The following is a 16005-nucleotide window of genomic DNA, read 5'->3' as shown; positions in this document are numbered from 1 at the left end:
CGACCTGCCGGGCCGCCCCAAGGGCGGCCGCAGCCCCCTCGGGGGGTGAGATGGGGGTTTCGCGAAGCACTGTTTCGCGCCCATCGAACGGGTCGGCTGTGCAAAGCCGACCCTCCGCGAACGAAGCGCGCGTGGGGGCCGTCCGCCCACCCGCCGGGCCGCCCCAAGGGCGGGCGCAGCCCCCTCGGGGGCAGCGAACGAAGAGAGCGTGGGGGCCGTCCACTCATCACGCTGCCTCCGTCCGTTCGGCCACGCGCATGACCGCACTGCGCGCGCGCGGGTTGGTGGCCACCTCGTCGGCTCCGGCCTTCACCGCCTTGCCCACCAGGCGCAGCTTCGGCTGCGGCCGGTCGACCTCGCGGATCGCCATGCCGCGCGGCACCGGCGGCGGATTCGCATGCTCGCGCATGAAGCGCTTGACGATGCGGTCCTCGAGCGAGTGGAAGCTGATCACCACCAGACGCCCGCCCGGCTTGAGCCGCGCCAGGCACTTGGGCAGGACTACCGACAGTTCCTCGAGCTCCGCATTGATGAAAATCCGTAGAGCCTGGAAGGTGCGCGTCGCGGGGTGCTGCCCCGGCTCGCGCGTGCGGACCGCCTTCTCCACGAGTGCGGCAAGTTGTCCAGTGGTTGACACAGCCCCCCCTGCCCGAGCAGCAACAACCGCCTTTGCAATCGCATGAGCAAACCGTTCTTCCCCATAGTCCCTGATCACCTCGGTGATTTCGCCGACCTCGGCCGAGGCCAGCCATTGCGCCACGGTTTGTCCGCGGCTTGTATCCATGCGCATGTCGAGCGGCGCGTCGAAGCGGAAGCTCATGCCCCGCGCGGCTTCGTCGAGCTGGGGCGACGACACGCCCAGGTCGAGCAGCACACCATCGACCAGCCCGACCCCGTGGGCGTCGAGCGATTCGTCCAGTGCGCTGAACGGCGCATGAACGAGGGTGAAGCGCGCATCGTTGATGGCCGCGCCGGCCGCAATGGCGGCCGGATCGCGATCGAAAGCCACCAGCCGGCCGTGCGCCCCCAGGCGCGCGAGCACCGCGCGGCTGTGCCCGCCCCGCCCGAAGGTGCCATCCACGTAGATACCCTCCGGCCGGATCGCCAGCGCATCGACGGCTTCGCTCAGCAGCACGGTGACGTGTTCGGCGGGCGCGCTCACAGGGCCAGATCCTCCATGCCCGGCGGCAGCAGATCGGACCCCATGCCGAACATGAGCTCCTGCTGCTTCTGCCATTCGGCGTCGGACCACAGCTCGAAATGCGATCCCTGCCCCACCAGCCACACCTCTTTCTCCAGATGGGCATAGCGGCGCAGCTCAGGCGCCACCAGCACGCGGCCGGAGCCGTCGAGCTTTTCGTCACGCGCGAAACCGACCAGCAGGCGCTTGAGCATGGCCGAACGCGGCTCCAGGCTGGAGCCGGCCAACACCTTGTCGCGAATGGGCTGCCAGGCCTCGGTGGGGTAGATCAGCAGGCAGCGGTGGGGGTGCGCGGTGACGACCAGGTCGCCACTGTCAGCAAGCTCACCCCGATAGCGCGCAGGAATCGCCAGGCGACCCTTCGCATCGAGATTGAGCGCTGCTGCGCCTTGAAACATGGAACCCCCTGAGACGGATCGGGAGAGGGTGTCTGGTGCACTCTCTCCCACTTTTGTGCACTTGAGCCCACTTTAGTGCAAACAAAAACCCGGGTCAAGCCGACCAGACGGGAGTTTTGCCAATGGACACAGACACTTATCGTCCCCACGCCACAATCTCGAGGCAAAGGCTTTTCTTCGTTAAATCAATGACAACGGGAATCTTCAGGAGAGACCACATGAGAAATGTGGACTTGGCGCACGACGTGGTGGGGCGCCGTGGGACAAAACCACGTTCCGGGGGACAAAGTGGCAGGCCAGCCCACTGGCAAGTGCGGCGCGGGACGCGTGGACACGCACGACAGCGCCGGCAGGCGCCGCCGTACGGACGAGACGTGAAATTGGGAAGTTCGCCGATAAGCCGGGTTCTGTCGAACGCCCTCACGGGCGCCGGGCAGTCATTCCTCTCGGCGACATGTTGCCATGCCGCTCATGCAGCCTACCCGGGGGCGACGCGAGCCACGTCATGGCCCCCCTATTTGGCCTTGCCCCGGATGGGGTTTACCGTGCCGTCCGTGTCGCCACGTCCGCGGTGAGCTCTTACCTCACCGTTTCACCCTTACCCGACACCTGTGGTCGTCGGCGGTATCCTTTCTGTTGCCAGGCGATGCACGCTCGGGTTGCCCCGCCGCAAGCGGCACAGGTCACGTGCAATCACCGGGCCGCCCCTTCGGGCGGCACTTTCCATCGCTTTGGCTGTTTCCAGCGTATGGCGCCCGGCCGTTAGCCGGCATCCTGCTCTATGGGGCCCGGACTTTCCTCGAAGCGCACAAGGCGCGTCGCGACTGCCTGGCGAACTTCCCGGCGCGGATTATAGCGCTTCGACCAGCCGCGGACGCCAATCGTGCACCGGCACCGGCGCCCGATCGCCCAAGGGACGGAACTGGGCGGCATCGGCGTAGTAGCCACGGCGGGCATTTTCACGCACCACGTCGGGAATCCCCAGCAGCGGCAGGGGCGCAAAGCGGCGTGGCGACAGGGCGTCGTCCACCGTGCCCAGGTAGCGGGCCAGCCAGGTGTCGACCAGGGCGACCTGGGTCTCGACCGGCGCCCGGACCACCGGCTCGGGCACCGACAGGTAAAGCGCCTTGGCGCACAACCCGGGAAACGGCGTACGCAGCTGATCGTAGCTGGCATGGCCGAAGAGAATGAAGCGGGTGCTGTCGAGCAGCGCGGCGCGCGAGTGCCAGAACACCTCGGCCCAGGCATGGCGCGTCAGGGCTTCGAGCAGCTCCGGGCAGGCGCCGAGCACGACCAGCCCGCATTCATCGAACTGGGTGAGCGCGTCGCGCACCGCGCCACGCCCCTTCCGGCCCATGGCGCGGGCCAGAGTCAGCTCATGCATGTGACGCGCGTTGAGCGCGGCCTTGGCCCGCGGAAACGCCGCCCACACCAGGGCGTTGAAGAAGTCGTGCCAGTTGTCGGGGCGGGTTTCCACGTCGCTGGCATCGAACACCGCATGTTCATAGGGCAGTTCATGCGCCCCGGGCGCCACGAAGCGCACCGGCACGCCGCGGCCGCTGCGCACCTCGCCGGCCGCACCAATGGCCTGATTGAGCTGCATGAGCGAGGGCAGACGCTCACCACACGCCGCCAGCAGGGTGGCGAGAGGCGCGTACAGGGGACGACGCGCCAGCGCCGCCGGCTGCAGGTAGTCGGGGACCGCGCTCATCGGCCCGGTGTGTCGGCGGGGGCGAAGGTCATGGTGCCGTCACGCATGAGGAAGGTGCCGACCTGAGGCCCCGGCGGCGACGCCGGCGGGTCCTTCCAGTCCTGCACCAGGCATTTGTCGGTGCTCGCCAGATACCAGCGCGTGCCCTGGTGCAGGGCCCACAGGCGGTAGCCGGCTTCGTAGATGTCCATTGGCGGGCCGGATGCGTTGCCGGGCCAGATGGCGACGCGGCGCTGGCAGTCGGGCAGGCGCGAGGCGACCACGGCCTGGTCGATCTTGTCGGACCAGAACCAGCGCTGCTCGCGCACCAGGATGAGCGCGTGGTCCTTGCCGTCGATCATGTAGGCGGTGCCCGAGTTTTCACACCCGGTGAGCAGCACGGCCAGCAAGGGAATCCAGCAAAGTCGGCGGAGCAGTGTCATGCGTATCGATCAGTCCAGTTGCCAGGCGATCTGACCACCGGCGCGCAGCGGCACCAGCGGGTCGCCCTCGAGATAATCCACCGCCTCGGGCACGGTCCACTCGCGGCGGCTCAGGGTGATGGTGTCGGTGTTGTACGGCAGACCGTAGAAATCGGCACCGAAGCGGCTGGCGAAACCTTCCAGACGATCGAGCGCGCCGGCCGTGTCGAAGGCTTCGGCATACAGCTCGATGCCCGCATGGGCGGTGTAGCAGCCCGCACACCCGCAGGCGTTCTCCTTGGCGCCACGGGCATGGGGTGCCGAATCGGTGCCAAGGAAGAACTTCGGGTTGCCGGAGGTGGCCGCCGCCACCAGCGCCTCGCGATGGATCTCGCGCTTGAGCACCGGCAGGCAGTAGTGATGCGGGCGGATGCCGCCGACGAAGATCGCGTTGCGGTTGAGCAGCAGGTGGTGCGCGGTGATGGTCGCTCCCACGGTCTGCGGCGCCTCGCTTACGAACTGCGCCGCTTCACGGGTCGTGATGTGCTCGAAGACGATGCGCAGCGCCGGGTGGTCTTTTGCCAGTGGCGCCAGCACACGATCGATAAAGACGCGCTCGCGATCAAAGATATCAACGTCACCATGGGTCACCTCTCCATGAACACACAGCACCATGCCGGTCCGTTCCATGCGCTCGAGCACCGGGCGCACCTTGTCGATGGCGGTGACGCCCGCGTCCGAATTGGTGGTCGCCCCGGCGGGGTAGAGCTTGACGGCGTGCACGAAGCCGCTGTCGCGCGCCCGGTCGATCTCGTCGGGCGCGGTATTGTCTGTGAGGTACAACGTCATCAGGGGGTCGAACTTGAGCCCCGCCGGCACCACATCGAGGATGCGCTGCCGATAGGCGGCCGCCTGCGCCGTGGTCACCACCGGCGGCTTGAGGTTGGGCATGATGATGGCGCGCCCGAAACGGCGGGCGGTGTCGGGCACCACCGCGGCCATGGCGGCGCCGTCGCGCACGTGAAGATGCCAGTCGTCGGGGCGAATGAGGGTGAGCGTCTGCATGGATGCACCTCGGTTTGCAATGGCCGCGATTATATCGGCCCCGCCCGTCAGTCGTCGGCCGCCTTGCGTTCGAGCGCGCGCTGGTAGAGCGCATTCTTGGATGCACCGGTGATCTCGGCCGCCAGACGCGCCGCGCTCTTGAGCGGCACCGCCTCGAGCAGCAGCCCGAGGACGCGCTCGGCTTCTGCCGACAGGCCGGTCTCGGGCGGCGCGCCGGTCACGATGAGCACGAACTCCCCGCGCTGGCGGTTGGCGTCGGCGGCGAACCAGGCATCGGCCTCGCCCAGCGGCAGGCGCTCGATCTGCTCGAAACGCTTGGTCAGCTCGCGGGCGACGACCAGCTCCCGCGCCGGCCCCAACACCTCGGCAAGATCGGCGACACACTCGATGATGCGGTGGGGCGACTCGTAGAACACCAGCGCATCGGCCTGGCCGCGCAAGGCCTCCAGCCGCGCGCGGCGCGCCGCGCGCTTCGACGGCAGAAAGCCGATGAAATGGAAGCCGCCGTGCTCCAGGCCCGCCACCGACACCGCCGCGGCCACCGCGCTCGGCCCCGGCACCGGCACCACCGGCCAGCCCGCCTCGCGCACCCGGGCCACCAGCCGCGCGCCCGGATCGGAGATGCCGGGCGTGCCGGCATCGGAGACGAAGGCCACCTGCTCGCCCGCCTCCAGGCGCGCGATGATCTGTGTCGCCGCCTTCTGCTCGTTGTGCTCATGGGCGGCCATCAGGTGCGCCGCGATGCCATGCGCCGCCAGCAGCTGCTGGGTGTGCCGCGTGTCCTCCGCCGCCACCACGTCCACCGCGGTCAATACCGCCAGCGCCCGCAGGGTGATGTCCTGCAGGTTTCCCATGGGCGTGGCCACCACATACAATGACGGTGTCGTATTGAGCGGGCTGACGGAATCGGACATGCGGGCAGTGATCGAACGGTTGAAGGGGCTCATTGTCCGCCCGCGCACCCCGGCGCGGCAAGCCGACGGCCAGCGCGCCGAAGCCGCCGCCGAGCGCTTTCTGGTGCGCGAGGGCCTGCGCACGCTGGCCCGCAACTACCGTTGCCGCGAGGGCGAAATCGACCTGGTCTGCCGGCACGGGCGCGTGGTGGTGTTCGTCGAGGTCCGCCTGCGCCGCCGCGCCGACTACGGCGGTGCGGCGGGCAGCGTGACCCCGGCCAAGCGGCGACGCATCATCTGCGCCGCGCGGCACTGGCTGGTACACGCCGGGCACGGGCGCCGGGCGCCGCCGTGCCGCTTCGACGTCATCTCGATGCAGCATCCGGACGACCCGCACCCCGACTGGATTCGCGCCGCCTTCGACGCCGACGCCAGAGTGTAACCAAGCGATTCGGCCCTCACAGCCGCGACAAACCCGCATGCTAGAATCGGCGCTCGATTGAGCCCCGACCCGACATCCCGCCGCATGGATCTTTCCGCCCGCATCGCCGATCAGTTCGAACAAAGCATTGCCACCAAACGCGCCGCCGCCGAACTCATGGTGGCGCCGCTGGCCCAGGCGGTTGACCTGATGACCGGCTGCCTCATGAACGGCGGCAAGATCCTCGCCTGCGGCAACGGCGGCTCCGCGGCCGATGCGCAGCACTTCGCCGCCGAACTGGTCAACCGCTTCGAGATGGAGCGCCCGCCGCTGGCCGCCATCGCGCTGACCACCGACACCTCGACGCTCACCTCGATCGCCAACGACTACCACTACGATCAGGTGTTCTCCAAGCAGGTGGCAGCGCTCGGCCATCCGGGCGACGTGCTGCTGGCCATCTCCACCAGCGGCAATTCGCCCAACGTGATCGAGGCCATGCGCGTGGCCCGCGAACGCGAAATGCATGTGGTCGCCCTCACCGGCAAGGGCGGCGGCCGGATGGCCGAACTGCTCGGGCCGGACGATGTCCATCTGTGCGTCCCGTCGGCGCGCACCGCCCGCATCCAGGAAGTCCACCTGCTGGCGTTGCACTGCCTGTGCGACGGAATCGATAGCCTGTTACTGGGAGTTGAATGATGAACAAAGGTCTGCGCAGCACCGTGCTCGCACTCGTTGTCGCCGCCAGCGCGGCGCCGCTTCTGCAAGGCTGCTTCCCCGCCGTGGCCACCGGCGTGGGGGCCGGCGCGATGATGGCCGCCGACCGTCGCACCTCCGGCGCCTATGTCGAGGACGAAGGCATCGAGTGGAAGGCCGCCGCGAAGATCAAGGAGAAGCTCGGCGACCTGGTGCACGTCAACGTCACCTCCTACAACCGCAACGTCCTGCTCACCGGTGAAGCGCCCAACGAGACGGTCAAGGATCAGCTGCCCGGCATCGTCGCCGCCGTGCCCAACATCCGCGGCATCACCAGCGATGTGCAGGTGGCGGGTCACAGCTCGCTGACTTCGCGCAGCAACGACGCGCTGATCACCTCCAAGGTGAAGGCGCGCATGATCGACTCCGACGCCGTGCAGGCGCACCTGATCAAGGTGGTCACCGAGGCCTCGACGGTGTATCTCATGGGCCTGGTCACCCGCGCCGAGGCCGACGCCGCCACCCAGGTGGCCCGCACCACCAGCGGCGTGAAGAAGGTCGTGCGCGTGTTCGAATACGTGAGCCCGGAAGAAGCCAAGCGCCTCGACCTGCTGCGTCGCGACCAGTAATCGGCGTCTTCGCACCGACGACAAAAGGCCGCCCGAGGGCGGCCTTGTTGTTGCCGGCGCCCGTCAGCTCGCCAGGGCGTCGAGCAGCTTCTGGTGGATGCCGCCGAAGCCGCCGTTGCTCATCACCAGCACGTGGTCGCCCGGCCGCGCCTCGGCCACCAGCGCCGCCACCAGCGCATCGATGTCCATGAACACCCGGGCGGCCGCGCCCAGCGGCGCGAGCGCACCGGCCACATCCCAGTCCACCGCGCCGGCATAGCAGAAGGTCGCATCCGCACCGCGCAGGCTGTCGGGCAACTGCGCCTTCATCACCCCCAGCTTCATGGTGTTGGAGCGCGGCTCGAGCACCGCGAGGATGCGCCCGCCCGCTTCGCGCCTGCGCAGCCCGTCGATGGTCAGGGCGATGGCGGTGGGGTGATGGGCGAAGTCGTCATAGACGGTCACCCCGCCCACCGTGCCGCGCACTTCCAGCCGGCGCTTGACGCCCTTGAAGCGCGACAGGGCGTCGATCGCCATGGCCGGCGGCACCCCCGCGTGGCGGGCCGCGGCGACGGCCGCCAGCGCGTTGAGCAGGTTGTGTTCCCCCGCCATGGGCATGGCGACCGAGCCGAGCAACTCGCCGTCGCGCAGGAAGTGGCCGGTGCCGTCGGCGTCCAGTCGGGCGCTCCAGCCGTCCTCGGCGCCGAAACGCTCCAGCTCCGACCAGCAGCCGCGCGCCAGCACCCGGTCGAGCGCCGGGGCCTGGGCATTGGCGATGATCCGCCCCTGGCCGGGCATGATGCGCACCAGATGGTGAAACTGGGTCTCGATCGCGGCCAGGTCGGCGAAGATGTCGGCGTGGTCGAATTCCAGGTTGTTGAGAATGGCCGTGCGCGGGCGGTAGTGCACGAACTTGGAGCGCTTGTCGCAGAAGGCGGTGTCGTATTCGTCCGCCTCGATCACGAAAAAGGGGGCATCGGTCAGGCGCGCGGAGATGCCGAAGTTGCCGGTCACCCCGCCGATGAGAAAGCCCGGGTTGAGTCCGCCGTCCTCGAGCATCCAGGCCAGCATCGAGCTGGTGGTGGTCTTGCCGTGGGTGCCGGCCACCCCCAGCACCCACTTGCCCTGCAGCACATGCTCGGCCAGCCACTGCGGTCCCGACACATAGGGCGCGCCGGCATCGAGAATCGCCTCGAGCAGTTCGTTGCCCCGCGAGATCGCGTTGCCCACCACGAACACGTCCGGCGCCAGCGCCAGTTGCCCGGCGTCGTAACCGCTCGTCAGTTCGATGCCCTGCGATTGCAGCTGCGTGCTCATGGGCGGGTAGACATTGGCATCGCAGCCGGTCACCGTATGACCGGCGGCACGCGCCAACAGGGCCAGTCCGCCCATGAAGGTGCCGCAGATGCCAAGAATGTGAATATGCATGGACGCTCCATTACTACGATCGCATCCGCCGTCAGGATTTCGGGCGGCCGTGTAGAATGGCCCGGATTTTAACGGCGATGGGGGACAAGCGCATGCCTAACCGTGCCCATGGGTTCCGATCCGGCCACCTGCGCCAGGAAGTTGCCGCCGCCGCCGCCCGCATGATGGCCGAGGACGGCATCAGCGACTTCGGCTTCGCCAAACGCAAGGCCGCCCGCCAGCTGGGCGCCACCGACGCCGACTCCCTGCCGACCAACGCCGAGATCGAAGCGGCGCTGCGCGAATACCAGGCCATCTACCAGGACGAGGAACACGACGAGCGCATCTACGCCATGCGCTGCGCCGCCGCCGAAGTGCTGGACATGCTGTCCCCGTTCCGCGCCTACCTCACCGGCCCGGTGCTCGAAGGCACCGCGGGCCGCTATGCCGAGGTGGACATCGAGGTCTTCGCCGACAGCGCCAAGGACGTCGAGATCTTCTTCCTCAACCAGGACCTGCGCTACGAACATCGCGAACCGCGCAAGCTGACCCACGACACCCCGGAAGCGATCCTCTGCTTCGACTGGGACGACATCCCCGTCCGGGTGACCATCCACGAGTCGCGTGTCGAACGCCGCGGCGGTGTGGAGCGCGCCCGGCTCGAGGCGGTCGAGAAACTGATTGCCGACGGACTGCCCACCCCATGAGATCGCTGCCCAAACCGCTGCTCTACCTTCTCGTCGCCATCGCGGCCGCGGCCGCCGGCTACTGGACCAGCCGCGGCGGTGGCGTCGTCCTGCAGCCGACGCTCGGCTCGACCACGGCGGACGATGCCACTACGGTGGCGCCCGAGGCCGGCCGCAAGCTCTACACCCTGCGTCTGCCCGACGCCAACGGTGGCGAGCACGACCTGTCCAAGGAGCTGCGCGGCAAGGTGGCGGTGGTCAATTTCTGGGCCACCTGGTGCCCGCCGTGCCGGCGCGAGATTCCCGATTTCGTCGCGGTGCACAACGCGCTGAAGGGCGAGAACGTGGCCTTCGTCGGCCTGAGCGTCGACAAGCCCAACGCCGTCGCCGAGTTTCGCGACGAGATGCACATCCCCTATCCGCTGCTGATCGCGCCAGCCAATGTGCTGCAGCTGGCCGCGGAACTGGGCAACCGCGCCCAGGCCCTGCCCTTCACCGTCATCCTCGACGGCGAAGGCAACATCCGCCACCTGAAACTGGGCACCTTGAGCAAAACCGAACTTGAGGGCAAAATCCGGGCGCTGATGCCTTGAGAGGCGGCCCGGGCGCGCCTTTCGCCCGACTGGACAAAATGCTGCGAAATGCGGCAAACTTGCAGCCATGACGCCGAAAAAACGCTCCAAACAGGCACAAAGCGCTCAAACTGAAAGCACCCTCGTACTGGTGCTGCACGGCCCCAATCTCAATCTCCTCGGGACCCGCGAGCCGGACGTCTACGGCCGCACCACCCTCGCCGACATCCACGCGCACATGCTCGAACGCTGCGCCGGTGCCGACGTGCGCCTGGAATCCTTCCAGAGCAATCACGAGGGCGAGCTGGTCGATCGCATCCAGGCCGCCGGCACCGAGGGCGTCGATTTCATCATCATCAACCCGGCGGCGTACACGCACACCAGTGTGGCCATGCGTGACGCGCTGGCCGCGGTCGCCATCCCGTACGTGGAAGTGCATCTGTCCAACATCCATGCGCGCGAGGCGTTCCGCCATCATTCGTATTTTTCCGATCAGGCCGTGGGCGTGATCTGCGGACTGGGGGCCGACGGCTACCTGGCCGCCCTCGATTTCGCCCTCAACCGGCTCACTCAAGAATAAGCACGGGCGCCAAGCGCCCGCGTCACCATTTGGAGAACTGCATGGATCTGCGCAAGCTGAAGAAACTGATCGACCTGGTCCAGGAATCGGGCATCTCGGAACTGGAGGTGACCGAAGGGGAGGAAAAGGTCCGTATCGCCAAGACCCTGACCGCCGCCGCCCCGGTGGCCATGGTGGCGCCGCCGGCCGCCCAGGTTGCCGCGGTCGCCGCCCCCGTCGAAGCGCCGGCCGCCGAAGAAGATGCCCTGCCCCCGGGCCACGTGGTGACCTCGCCCATGGTCGGCACCTTCTACCGCGCCTCCGCGCCGGGGTCTGACCCCTTCGTCGAGATCGGCACCAGCATCTCCGAAGGCCAGGCCCTGTGCATCATCGAAGCGATGAAGCTGATGAACGAGATCGATGCCGAGGTCTCGGGCACCGTCAAGGCCATCCTGGTCGAGAACGGCCAGCCGGTCGAATACGGCCAACCCCTGATGGTGATCGGCTAAGGCGCGCCCGCCTCGCGCCCCTCCCCATCCATCACCGGATCTGAAGGCATGTTCGACAAGATTCTCATTGCCAACCGTGGCGAAATCGCATTGCGCGTGCTACGCGCCTGCCGCGAGTTGGGTATCCGCACCGTGGCGGTCCATTCCGAAGCCGACACCGAAGCCAAGTACGTGAAACTGGCCGACGAGTCGGTCTGCATCGGCCCGGCCGCCTCCGCCCAGAGCTACCTCAACGTCCCCGCGATCATCTCGGCCGCCGAGGTGACCGACGCCGAGGCCATCCACCCGGGCTACGGCTTCCTGTCCGAGAACGCCGACTTCGGCGAGCGCGTCGAGCAGTCCGGCTTCGTGTTCATCGGCCCGCGCCCCGACACCATCCGCCTCATGGGCGACAAGGTCAGCGCCAAGGACGCCATGCAGGCAGCCGGCGTGCCCTGCGTGCCGGGGTCCGAGGGCGCGCTGCCGGAAGACCCCAAGGAGATCGTCAAGATCGCCCGCCAAGTCGGCTATCCGGTCATCATCAAGGCCGCCGGCGGCGGTGGCGGTCGCGGCATGCGCGTGGTGCACACCGAAGCGGCGCTCATCAACGCCGTCACCACCACCCGCAGCGAGGCCCAGGCCGCCTTCGGCAACCCGGTGGTGTACATGGAGAAGTACCTGGAGAATCCGCGCCACGTGGAGATCCAGGTGCTCGCCGACGAGCATGGCAACGCCGTCCATCTGGGCGAGCGCGACTGCTCCATGCAGCGCCGCCACCAGAAGGTCATCGAGGAAGCCCCGGCCCCCGGCATCGACCGCAAGCTCATCGCCAAGATCGGTGAGCGCTGCGCCGAAGCCTGCCGCAAGATCGGCTACCGCGGCGCCGGTACCTTCGAGTTCCTGTACGAGAACGGCGAGTTCTACTTCATCGAGATGAACACCCGGGTACAGGTGGAACATCCGGTTACCGAGCTGGTGACCGGCATCGACATCGTGCAGGCGCAGATCCGCATCGCCGCAGGCGAGAAGCTGTGGTTCACCCAGAAACAGATCGTCATCAAGGGCCATGCGGTCGAATGCCGCCTCAATGCCGAGGACGCCTACAAATTCACCCCCAGCCCCGGGCGCATCACCAACTGGCACATGCCCGGCGGCCCCGGCATCCGGGTCGATTCGCACGCCTACAACGGCTATATGGTGCCGCCACACTACGACTCCATGATCGGCAAGCTGATCGCCTATGGCGACACCCGCGAGCAGGCCATGCGGCGCATGCAGATCGCCCTGACCGAGGCGGTCGTCGAGGGCATCAGGACCAACATCCCGCTGCACAACGACCTGGTGCGCGACCCGCGTTTCCTCGAAGGCGGCACCAGCATCCACTACCTGGAAAAGCGCCTCGCCGAGCGTTCGAACACGGAGAAGTCATAGCGCCATGTGGATCTCGGTCACCCTCCAGGCGGATGCCGACCGCGCCGAGCGCCTCTCCGAAGCGCTCATGAACCATGGCGCGCTGTCGGTCAGCATCGAGGATGCCGACGCCGGCACCGAGGCCGAGCGGCCCCAGTTCGGCGAGCCGGGCATGGAGCCGAGCAGCCTGTGGGATCACAGCCGGGTCATCGCCCTGTTCGATGAAGACACCGACCTGACCGGCGCCCTGGCGCACGCCGCCGGGGAAGCCGGGTTTGCGCAGGTGCCGCCGTTCACCGTCGACGAGATCGAGGACCAGAACTGGGTCCAGCTGACCCAGTCCCAGTTCGATCCGATCCGCATCACCGACCGCCTGTGGATCGTGCCGTCGTGGCACGAGGCCCCCAACGCCGGGGCCGTCAACATCGAGCTCGACCCGGGCATGGCCTTCGGCACCGGATCGCACCCGACCACCCACCTGTGCCTCGAATGGCTCGAGACCCAGGTCACCCCGGGCTGCTCGGTCATGGACTACGGCTGCGGCTCGGGCATCCTGGCCATCGCCGCCGCCCGCCTGGGAGCCGGTGAGATCAAGGGCGTCGACATCGACGACAAGGCGGTCGAGGCTGCCCGGGACAATGCCGCGCGCAACCGGGTCGCTATCGACGTGACCTGCTCGAACACGCCCGTCAATGGCCAGTTCGATCTCGTCGTGGCCAATATCCTCACCAACCCCCTGTGCGTCCTCGCCCCCGCCCTGTGCGCTCTGGTGGCGCCCGGCGGCCGTCTGGCCTTGTCGGGCATTCTCGAAACCCAGACCGAGCAGGTCATCGCAGCCTACGCGCCCTGGATCGCGCTGCGCGTCGGCCAACGGCGGGAGGGCTGGGCGCGACTGGAAGGCGAACGCCCATGATGCGCACCCGTTGCCCGGCCTGCCAGACCGTTTTCCGGATCACGTCGGAACAGCTGCGCATTCGTCAGGGCAAGGTGCGCTGCGGTCACTGCCGCCATGTCTTCAATGCCCTCGACACCCTCGAGACCGAAGGCCACGAGGCAGGCCCCCGGCGCAAGCCGCCGCCCCCACGCCACCTGAAGCACCGACCGCCCCCGTCACCACCAGCCTGTTCATCCTGGAAGAACGCCCGGCCAGCGCCGACGGCTTCACCGCCCCGCCCATGTCGCAGGAAGCCACCACGGGGTTCGTTTTCGACGTTGAACCGTCTTCGGTGACCGATCGCGAAAATATGACAACGGAACCCGAGCCGGAACCCGAGCCGGAACCCGAGCCGGAACCCGAGCCGGAACCCGAGCCGGAACCCGAGCCGGAACCCGAGCCGGAACCCGAGCCGGAACCCGAGCCGGAACCCGAGCCGGAACCCGAGCCGGAACCCGAGCCGGAACCCGAGCCGGAACCCGAGCCGGAACCCGAGCCGGAACCCGAGCCGGAACCCGAGCCGGAACCCGAGCCGGAACCCGAGCCGGAACCCGAGCCGGAACCCGAGCCGGAACCCGAGCCGGAACCCGAGCCGGAACCCGAGCCGGAACCCGAGCCGGAACCCGAGCCGGAACCCGAGCCGGAACCCGAGCCGGAACCCGAGCCGGAACCCGAGCCGGAACCCGAGCCGGAACCCGAGCCGGAACCCGAGCCGGAACCCGAGCCGGAACCCGAGCCGGAACCCGAGCCGGAACCCGAGCCGGAACCCGAGCCGGAACCCGAGCCGGAACCCGAGCCGGAACCCGAGCCGGAACCCGAGCCGGAACCCGAGCCGGAACCCGAGCCGGAACCCGAGCCGGAACCCGAGCCGGAACCCGAGCCGGAGCCCGAGCCGGAACCCGAGCCGGAACCCGAGCCGGAACCCGAGCCGGAACCCGAGCCGGAACCCGAGCCGGAACCCGAGCCGGAACCCGAGCCGGAGCCGGAGCCGGAGCCGGAGCCGGAGCCGGAGCCGGAGCCGGAGCCGGAGCCGGAGCCGGAGCCGGCAGCAGCATTGCATGGTGCCGGGGGATTCCGGGCGCCGACCCTCGACGAGTTCGAAGCCTCGCTGACCGAGGCCGAGACCTTGCACGCCTACACGCTGTCCGCCGAATCACAGGAAGCCGTCGACGAGGCGGCCGATCTCGACACCTTCGTGCTACCGGACGAGGATTTCGACGCCCGCCCGACCACCGACGCCGACGCGCCGGAACCGGAGACACGGTCTCAAGCGCCGGACACGGCAGGCAGTGACTTCACCGAGTTCGTGCTCGACATCGGCTCACCGGATGGTGAACCGCAGCCGGAAACTGACGGCGAAGGTGAAAGCGAAGGTGACGAAGCCCCCCCGAAGCACCGCGCAGCGTGTTCCCGGACCAGGATGCCGACGTGTTCACCATCATGGAGATCGAGCCGGAATCCGCTTTCGAAGGGGAGACCGCCGAAGCCTCCCCCGATACCCAAGCGGCACCCCTCGACGCGAGCGAACCGGCACTCGCCGCGCTGCCGGATCGCCGCGGGGGCACACCGTGGTTCTCCGCGCTGCTGGCCGGCGTGCTGATCGCCGTGCTCATCGCCCAGGTCGGCCTGTTCTATCGCAAGGAACTCGCCGCCGCCCACCCGGCCCTGCGCCCGGTCTTCGATACCCTGTGCGCGAACCTCGGCTGCAGCATGGCGCTGCCGCGTGATGCCAAACTGATCAGCATCGAGGCGTCCGACCTGAATCGCCCGCCCGGACGCGACGGCGTGTTCGTGCTTAGCGTGACGCTGAGCAACCGCGCCGAACAGGCCCAGGCGTTTCCGCATCTCGAGCTCACCCTGACCGACGCCCAGGATCGAGCGGTGGTCAGGCGCGTGTTTGCCCCGGCCGAGTGGCTGGGCGGCGAACCCGATGCGGACGGCTTTGCCCCGGGTGCCACCCGGTCGGCCGAGATCGAATTCACCGCCGAGGGCGTCAATGCGGCCGGCTATCGGGTGTACGCCTTCTATCCGTAACACTGCTGACATGTGCAGCCCGGACACTCGCGCTCTGTGCCATCGACGGGCGCGCCCCCCGGTGCCGCCCCCAGCCGCGGAGGACGCCGCCCCCCATGCAGCCCCCTGAGAACTCGAGCCCGCAGGAGAGCCCCTTCAAGGGCAAGACCGGCCTGCGGCGCATCTGGAACGCCTTCAAGTATTCCCTCGCTGGCCTGCGCGCAGCGTTTCGCCACGAGGATGCGTTCCGTCAGGAGTGCCTGCTGGCGGCGATCCTGGTGCCGATCGCCCTGCTCCTGCCGCTGTCCGGCCCGGACAAGGCGCTGCTGATCGCCTGCGTGCTGCTGGTGCTGGTGGTGGAATTGATGAATTCGGCCGTCGAGGCGGTGGTGGACCGGGTCTCGCTCGAACGCCATCGACTGGCCAAGCGCGCCAAGGACATCGGCAGCGCCGCGGTGCTGATCGCGCTGCTCAATCTGGCGGCCGTGTGGGCGCTGGTGATCTTCGGCTGAGGGCGGGCTGACGCCCGCCCGGCGCACACACCG

General features: G+C 68.3%; 19 protein-coding genes, 1 other RNA gene and 1 pseudogene. 12 read left to right on the top strand and 9 right to left on the bottom strand.

Annotation, left to right across the window (positions count from 1 at the left end):
• Positions 1 to 226 precede the first annotated feature (226 nt).
• The 7 genes from rsmH to rsmI all read right to left on the bottom strand — a co-directional run bounded on the left by rsmH (position 227) and on the right by rsmI (position 5690).
• Positions 227 to 1162 (bottom strand): 16S rRNA (cytosine(1402)-N(4))-methyltransferase RsmH, encoded by a 936-nt coding sequence (gene rsmH / locus G3580_RS04855; RefSeq protein ID WP_228720771.1) that lies wholly within the window; start codon positions 1160 to 1162, stop codon positions 227 to 229.
• On the bottom strand, positions 1159 to 1599 hold the full coding sequence (gene mraZ, locus G3580_RS04850) for a division/cell wall cluster transcriptional repressor MraZ (RefSeq protein WP_173764194.1): 441 nt from the start codon (positions 1597 to 1599) through the stop codon (positions 1159 to 1161). The genes rsmH and mraZ overlap by 4 nt, the downstream gene beginning before the upstream one ends.
• Before the next feature lie 380 nt (positions 1600 to 1979).
• Positions 1980 to 2439, bottom strand: an RNA gene (rnpB, locus tag G3580_RS04845) — RNase P RNA component class A.
• Positions 2440 to 2449: 10 nt separating this feature from the next.
• The gene (locus G3580_RS04840; RefSeq protein ID WP_173764193.1) at positions 2450 to 3310 is read right to left on the bottom strand and encodes a DUF3025 domain-containing protein; all 861 of its coding nucleotides are present in this window, start codon (positions 3308 to 3310) and stop codon (positions 2450 to 2452) included.
• Positions 3307 to 3732: a hypothetical protein gene (locus G3580_RS04835; protein WP_173764192.1), complete on the bottom strand. Its 426-nt coding sequence runs from the start codon at positions 3730 to 3732 to the stop codon at positions 3307 to 3309. The genes G3580_RS04840 and G3580_RS04835 overlap by 4 nt, the downstream gene beginning before the upstream one ends.
• A gap of 9 nt (positions 3733 to 3741) precedes the next feature.
• Positions 3742 to 4776 carry a dihydroorotase gene (gene pyrC / locus G3580_RS04830; RefSeq protein WP_173764191.1) on the bottom strand — a complete coding sequence of 345 codons (1035 nt, stop codon included), beginning with the start codon at positions 4774 to 4776 and terminating at the stop codon, positions 3742 to 3744.
• A 47-nt stretch (positions 4777 to 4823) separates the two neighbouring features.
• Positions 4824 to 5690: a 16S rRNA (cytidine(1402)-2'-O)-methyltransferase gene (gene rsmI / locus G3580_RS04825; protein ID WP_173764190.1), complete on the bottom strand. Its 867-nt coding sequence runs from the start codon at positions 5688 to 5690 to the stop codon at positions 4824 to 4826.
• On the opposite strand from rsmI, the gene G3580_RS04820 reads away from it, so the two are divergent.
• From G3580_RS04820 to G3580_RS04810, 3 genes are all read left to right on the top strand, one after another.
• Positions 5689 to 6111: a YraN family protein gene (locus tag G3580_RS04820; protein WP_173764189.1), complete on the top strand. Its 423-nt coding sequence runs from the start codon at positions 5689 to 5691 to the stop codon at positions 6109 to 6111. The two genes, rsmI and G3580_RS04820, sit on opposite strands and share 2 nt — an antisense overlap.
• A gap of 84 nt (positions 6112 to 6195) precedes the next feature.
• Entirely contained in the window at positions 6196 to 6786 is a 591-nt protein-coding gene (locus G3580_RS04815; protein WP_173764188.1) for a phosphoheptose isomerase, read from the top strand.
• Positions 6786 to 7412 carry a BON domain-containing protein gene (locus G3580_RS04810; protein ID WP_173764187.1) on the top strand — a complete coding sequence of 209 codons (627 nt, stop codon included), beginning with the start codon at positions 6786 to 6788 and terminating at the stop codon, positions 7410 to 7412. Before G3580_RS04815 ends, G3580_RS04810 begins: the two co-directional genes overlap by 1 nt.
• Positions 7413 to 7475: 63 nt before the next feature.
• Here the strand turns inward: G3580_RS04810 and mpl are convergent, their stop codons facing one another.
• A complete protein-coding gene (mpl, locus tag G3580_RS04805) occupies positions 7476 to 8819 on the bottom strand; it encodes a UDP-N-acetylmuramate:L-alanyl-gamma-D-glutamyl-meso-diaminopimelate ligase (protein ID WP_173764186.1) in 1344 nt (447 codons plus the stop codon).
• A gap of 92 nt (positions 8820 to 8911) precedes the next feature.
• Here mpl and G3580_RS04800 point away from each other — a divergent pair, with 92 nt between their 5' ends.
• The 7 genes and pseudogenes from G3580_RS04800 to G3580_RS19995 all read left to right on the top strand — a co-directional run.
• Positions 8912 to 9505: a hypothetical protein gene (locus G3580_RS04800; RefSeq protein ID WP_173764185.1), complete on the top strand. Its 594-nt coding sequence runs from the start codon at positions 8912 to 8914 to the stop codon at positions 9503 to 9505.
• Entirely contained in the window at positions 9502 to 10077 is a 576-nt protein-coding gene (locus tag G3580_RS04795; protein WP_173764184.1) for a TlpA family protein disulfide reductase, read from the top strand. Before G3580_RS04800 ends, G3580_RS04795 begins: the two co-directional genes overlap by 4 nt.
• Positions 10078 to 10144: 67 nt before the next feature.
• Entirely contained in the window at positions 10145 to 10636 is a 492-nt protein-coding gene (aroQ, locus tag G3580_RS04790) for a type II 3-dehydroquinate dehydratase (RefSeq protein ID WP_173764183.1), read from the top strand.
• 41 nt (positions 10637 to 10677) lie between these two features.
• A complete protein-coding gene (accB, locus tag G3580_RS04785; protein ID WP_173764182.1) occupies positions 10678 to 11124 on the top strand; it encodes an acetyl-CoA carboxylase biotin carboxyl carrier protein in 447 nt (148 codons plus the stop codon).
• A 48-nt stretch (positions 11125 to 11172) separates the two neighbouring features.
• Positions 11173 to 12534: an acetyl-CoA carboxylase biotin carboxylase subunit gene (gene accC, locus G3580_RS04780; protein WP_173764181.1), complete on the top strand. Its 1362-nt coding sequence runs from the start codon at positions 11173 to 11175 to the stop codon at positions 12532 to 12534.
• Between the two features lie 4 nt (positions 12535 to 12538).
• Positions 12539 to 13426, top strand: a complete 888-nt coding sequence (gene prmA, locus G3580_RS04775; RefSeq protein WP_173764180.1) for a 50S ribosomal protein L11 methyltransferase — start codon at positions 12539 to 12541, stop codon at positions 13424 to 13426.
• Positions 13423 to 13485, top strand: a pseudogene (locus tag G3580_RS19995) (MJ0042-type zinc finger domain-containing protein); the annotation flags it as partial. The gene prmA and the pseudogene G3580_RS19995, both read left to right, overlap by 4 nt.
• Positions 13486 to 13511: 26 nt before the next feature.
• On the opposite strand, the gene G3580_RS19990 reads toward G3580_RS19995, so the two are convergent.
• Positions 13512 to 14507, bottom strand: a complete 996-nt coding sequence (locus G3580_RS19990; protein ID WP_228720869.1) for a hypothetical protein — start codon at positions 14505 to 14507, stop codon at positions 13512 to 13514.
• A gap of 344 nt (positions 14508 to 14851) precedes the next feature.
• Here G3580_RS19990 and G3580_RS04760 point away from each other — a divergent pair, with 344 nt between their 5' ends.
• Together G3580_RS04760 and G3580_RS04755 are read left to right on the top strand one after the other, a co-directional pair.
• Positions 14852 to 15481 carry a DUF3426 domain-containing protein gene (locus tag G3580_RS04760; protein ID WP_228720770.1) on the top strand — a complete coding sequence of 210 codons (630 nt, stop codon included), beginning with the start codon at positions 14852 to 14854 and terminating at the stop codon, positions 15479 to 15481.
• A 95-nt stretch (positions 15482 to 15576) separates the two neighbouring features.
• Entirely contained in the window at positions 15577 to 15972 is a 396-nt protein-coding gene (locus G3580_RS04755; protein WP_173764176.1) for a diacylglycerol kinase, read from the top strand.
• The last annotated feature ends 33 nt before the right edge of the window (positions 15973 to 16005 follow it).

The organism is Nitrogeniibacter mangrovi, from assembly GCF_010983895.1.
GTDB lineage: Bacteria > Pseudomonadota > Gammaproteobacteria > Burkholderiales > Rhodocyclaceae > Nitrogeniibacter > Nitrogeniibacter mangrovi.
The sequence above is the reverse complement of the archived record's forward strand: the minus strand, read 5'-3'. Positions and strand labels throughout refer to the sequence as shown.

Bases quoted from the DNA above. Each gene is read 5' to 3' on its own strand.
- mraZ (WP_173764194.1), bottom strand. From the start codon at position 1,599: ATGTTTCAAGGCGCAGCAGCGCTCAATCTCGATGCGAAGGGTCGCCTG.
- G3580_RS04840 (WP_173764193.1), bottom strand. From the start codon at position 3,310: ATGAGCGCGGTCCCCGACTACCTGCAGCCGGCGGCGCTGGCGCGTCGT.
- G3580_RS04835 (WP_173764192.1), bottom strand. From the start codon at position 3,732: ATGACACTGCTCCGCCGACTTTGCTGGATTCCCTTGCTGGCCGTGCTG.
- pyrC (WP_173764191.1), bottom strand. From the start codon at position 4,776: ATGCAGACGCTCACCCTCATTCGCCCCGACGACTGGCATCTTCACGTG.
- G3580_RS04820 (WP_173764189.1), top strand. From the start codon at position 5,689: ATGCGGGCAGTGATCGAACGGTTGAAGGGGCTCATTGTCCGCCCGCGC.
- rsmI (WP_173764190.1), bottom strand. From the start codon at position 5,690: ATGTCCGATTCCGTCAGCCCGCTCAATACGACACCGTCATTGTATGTG.
- G3580_RS04815 (WP_173764188.1), top strand. From the start codon at position 6,196: ATGGATCTTTCCGCCCGCATCGCCGATCAGTTCGAACAAAGCATTGCC.
- G3580_RS04810 (WP_173764187.1), top strand. From the start codon at position 6,786: ATGAACAAAGGTCTGCGCAGCACCGTGCTCGCACTCGTTGTCGCCGCC.
- mpl (WP_173764186.1), bottom strand. From the start codon at position 8,819: ATGCATATTCACATTCTTGGCATCTGCGGCACCTTCATGGGCGGACTG.
- G3580_RS04800 (WP_173764185.1), top strand. From the start codon at position 8,912: ATGCCTAACCGTGCCCATGGGTTCCGATCCGGCCACCTGCGCCAGGAA.
- G3580_RS04795 (WP_173764184.1), top strand. From the start codon at position 9,502: ATGAGATCGCTGCCCAAACCGCTGCTCTACCTTCTCGTCGCCATCGCG.
- aroQ (WP_173764183.1), top strand. From the start codon at position 10,145: ATGACGCCGAAAAAACGCTCCAAACAGGCACAAAGCGCTCAAACTGAA.
- accB (WP_173764182.1), top strand. From the start codon at position 10,678: ATGGATCTGCGCAAGCTGAAGAAACTGATCGACCTGGTCCAGGAATCG.
- accC (WP_173764181.1), top strand. From the start codon at position 11,173: ATGTTCGACAAGATTCTCATTGCCAACCGTGGCGAAATCGCATTGCGC.
- prmA (WP_173764180.1), top strand. From the start codon at position 12,539: ATGTGGATCTCGGTCACCCTCCAGGCGGATGCCGACCGCGCCGAGCGC.
- G3580_RS19990 (WP_228720869.1), bottom strand. From the start codon at position 14,507: ATGCAATGCTGCTGCCGGCTCCGGCTCCGGCTCCGGCTCCGGCTCCGG.
- G3580_RS04755 (WP_173764176.1), top strand. From the start codon at position 15,577: ATGCAGCCCCCTGAGAACTCGAGCCCGCAGGAGAGCCCCTTCAAGGGC.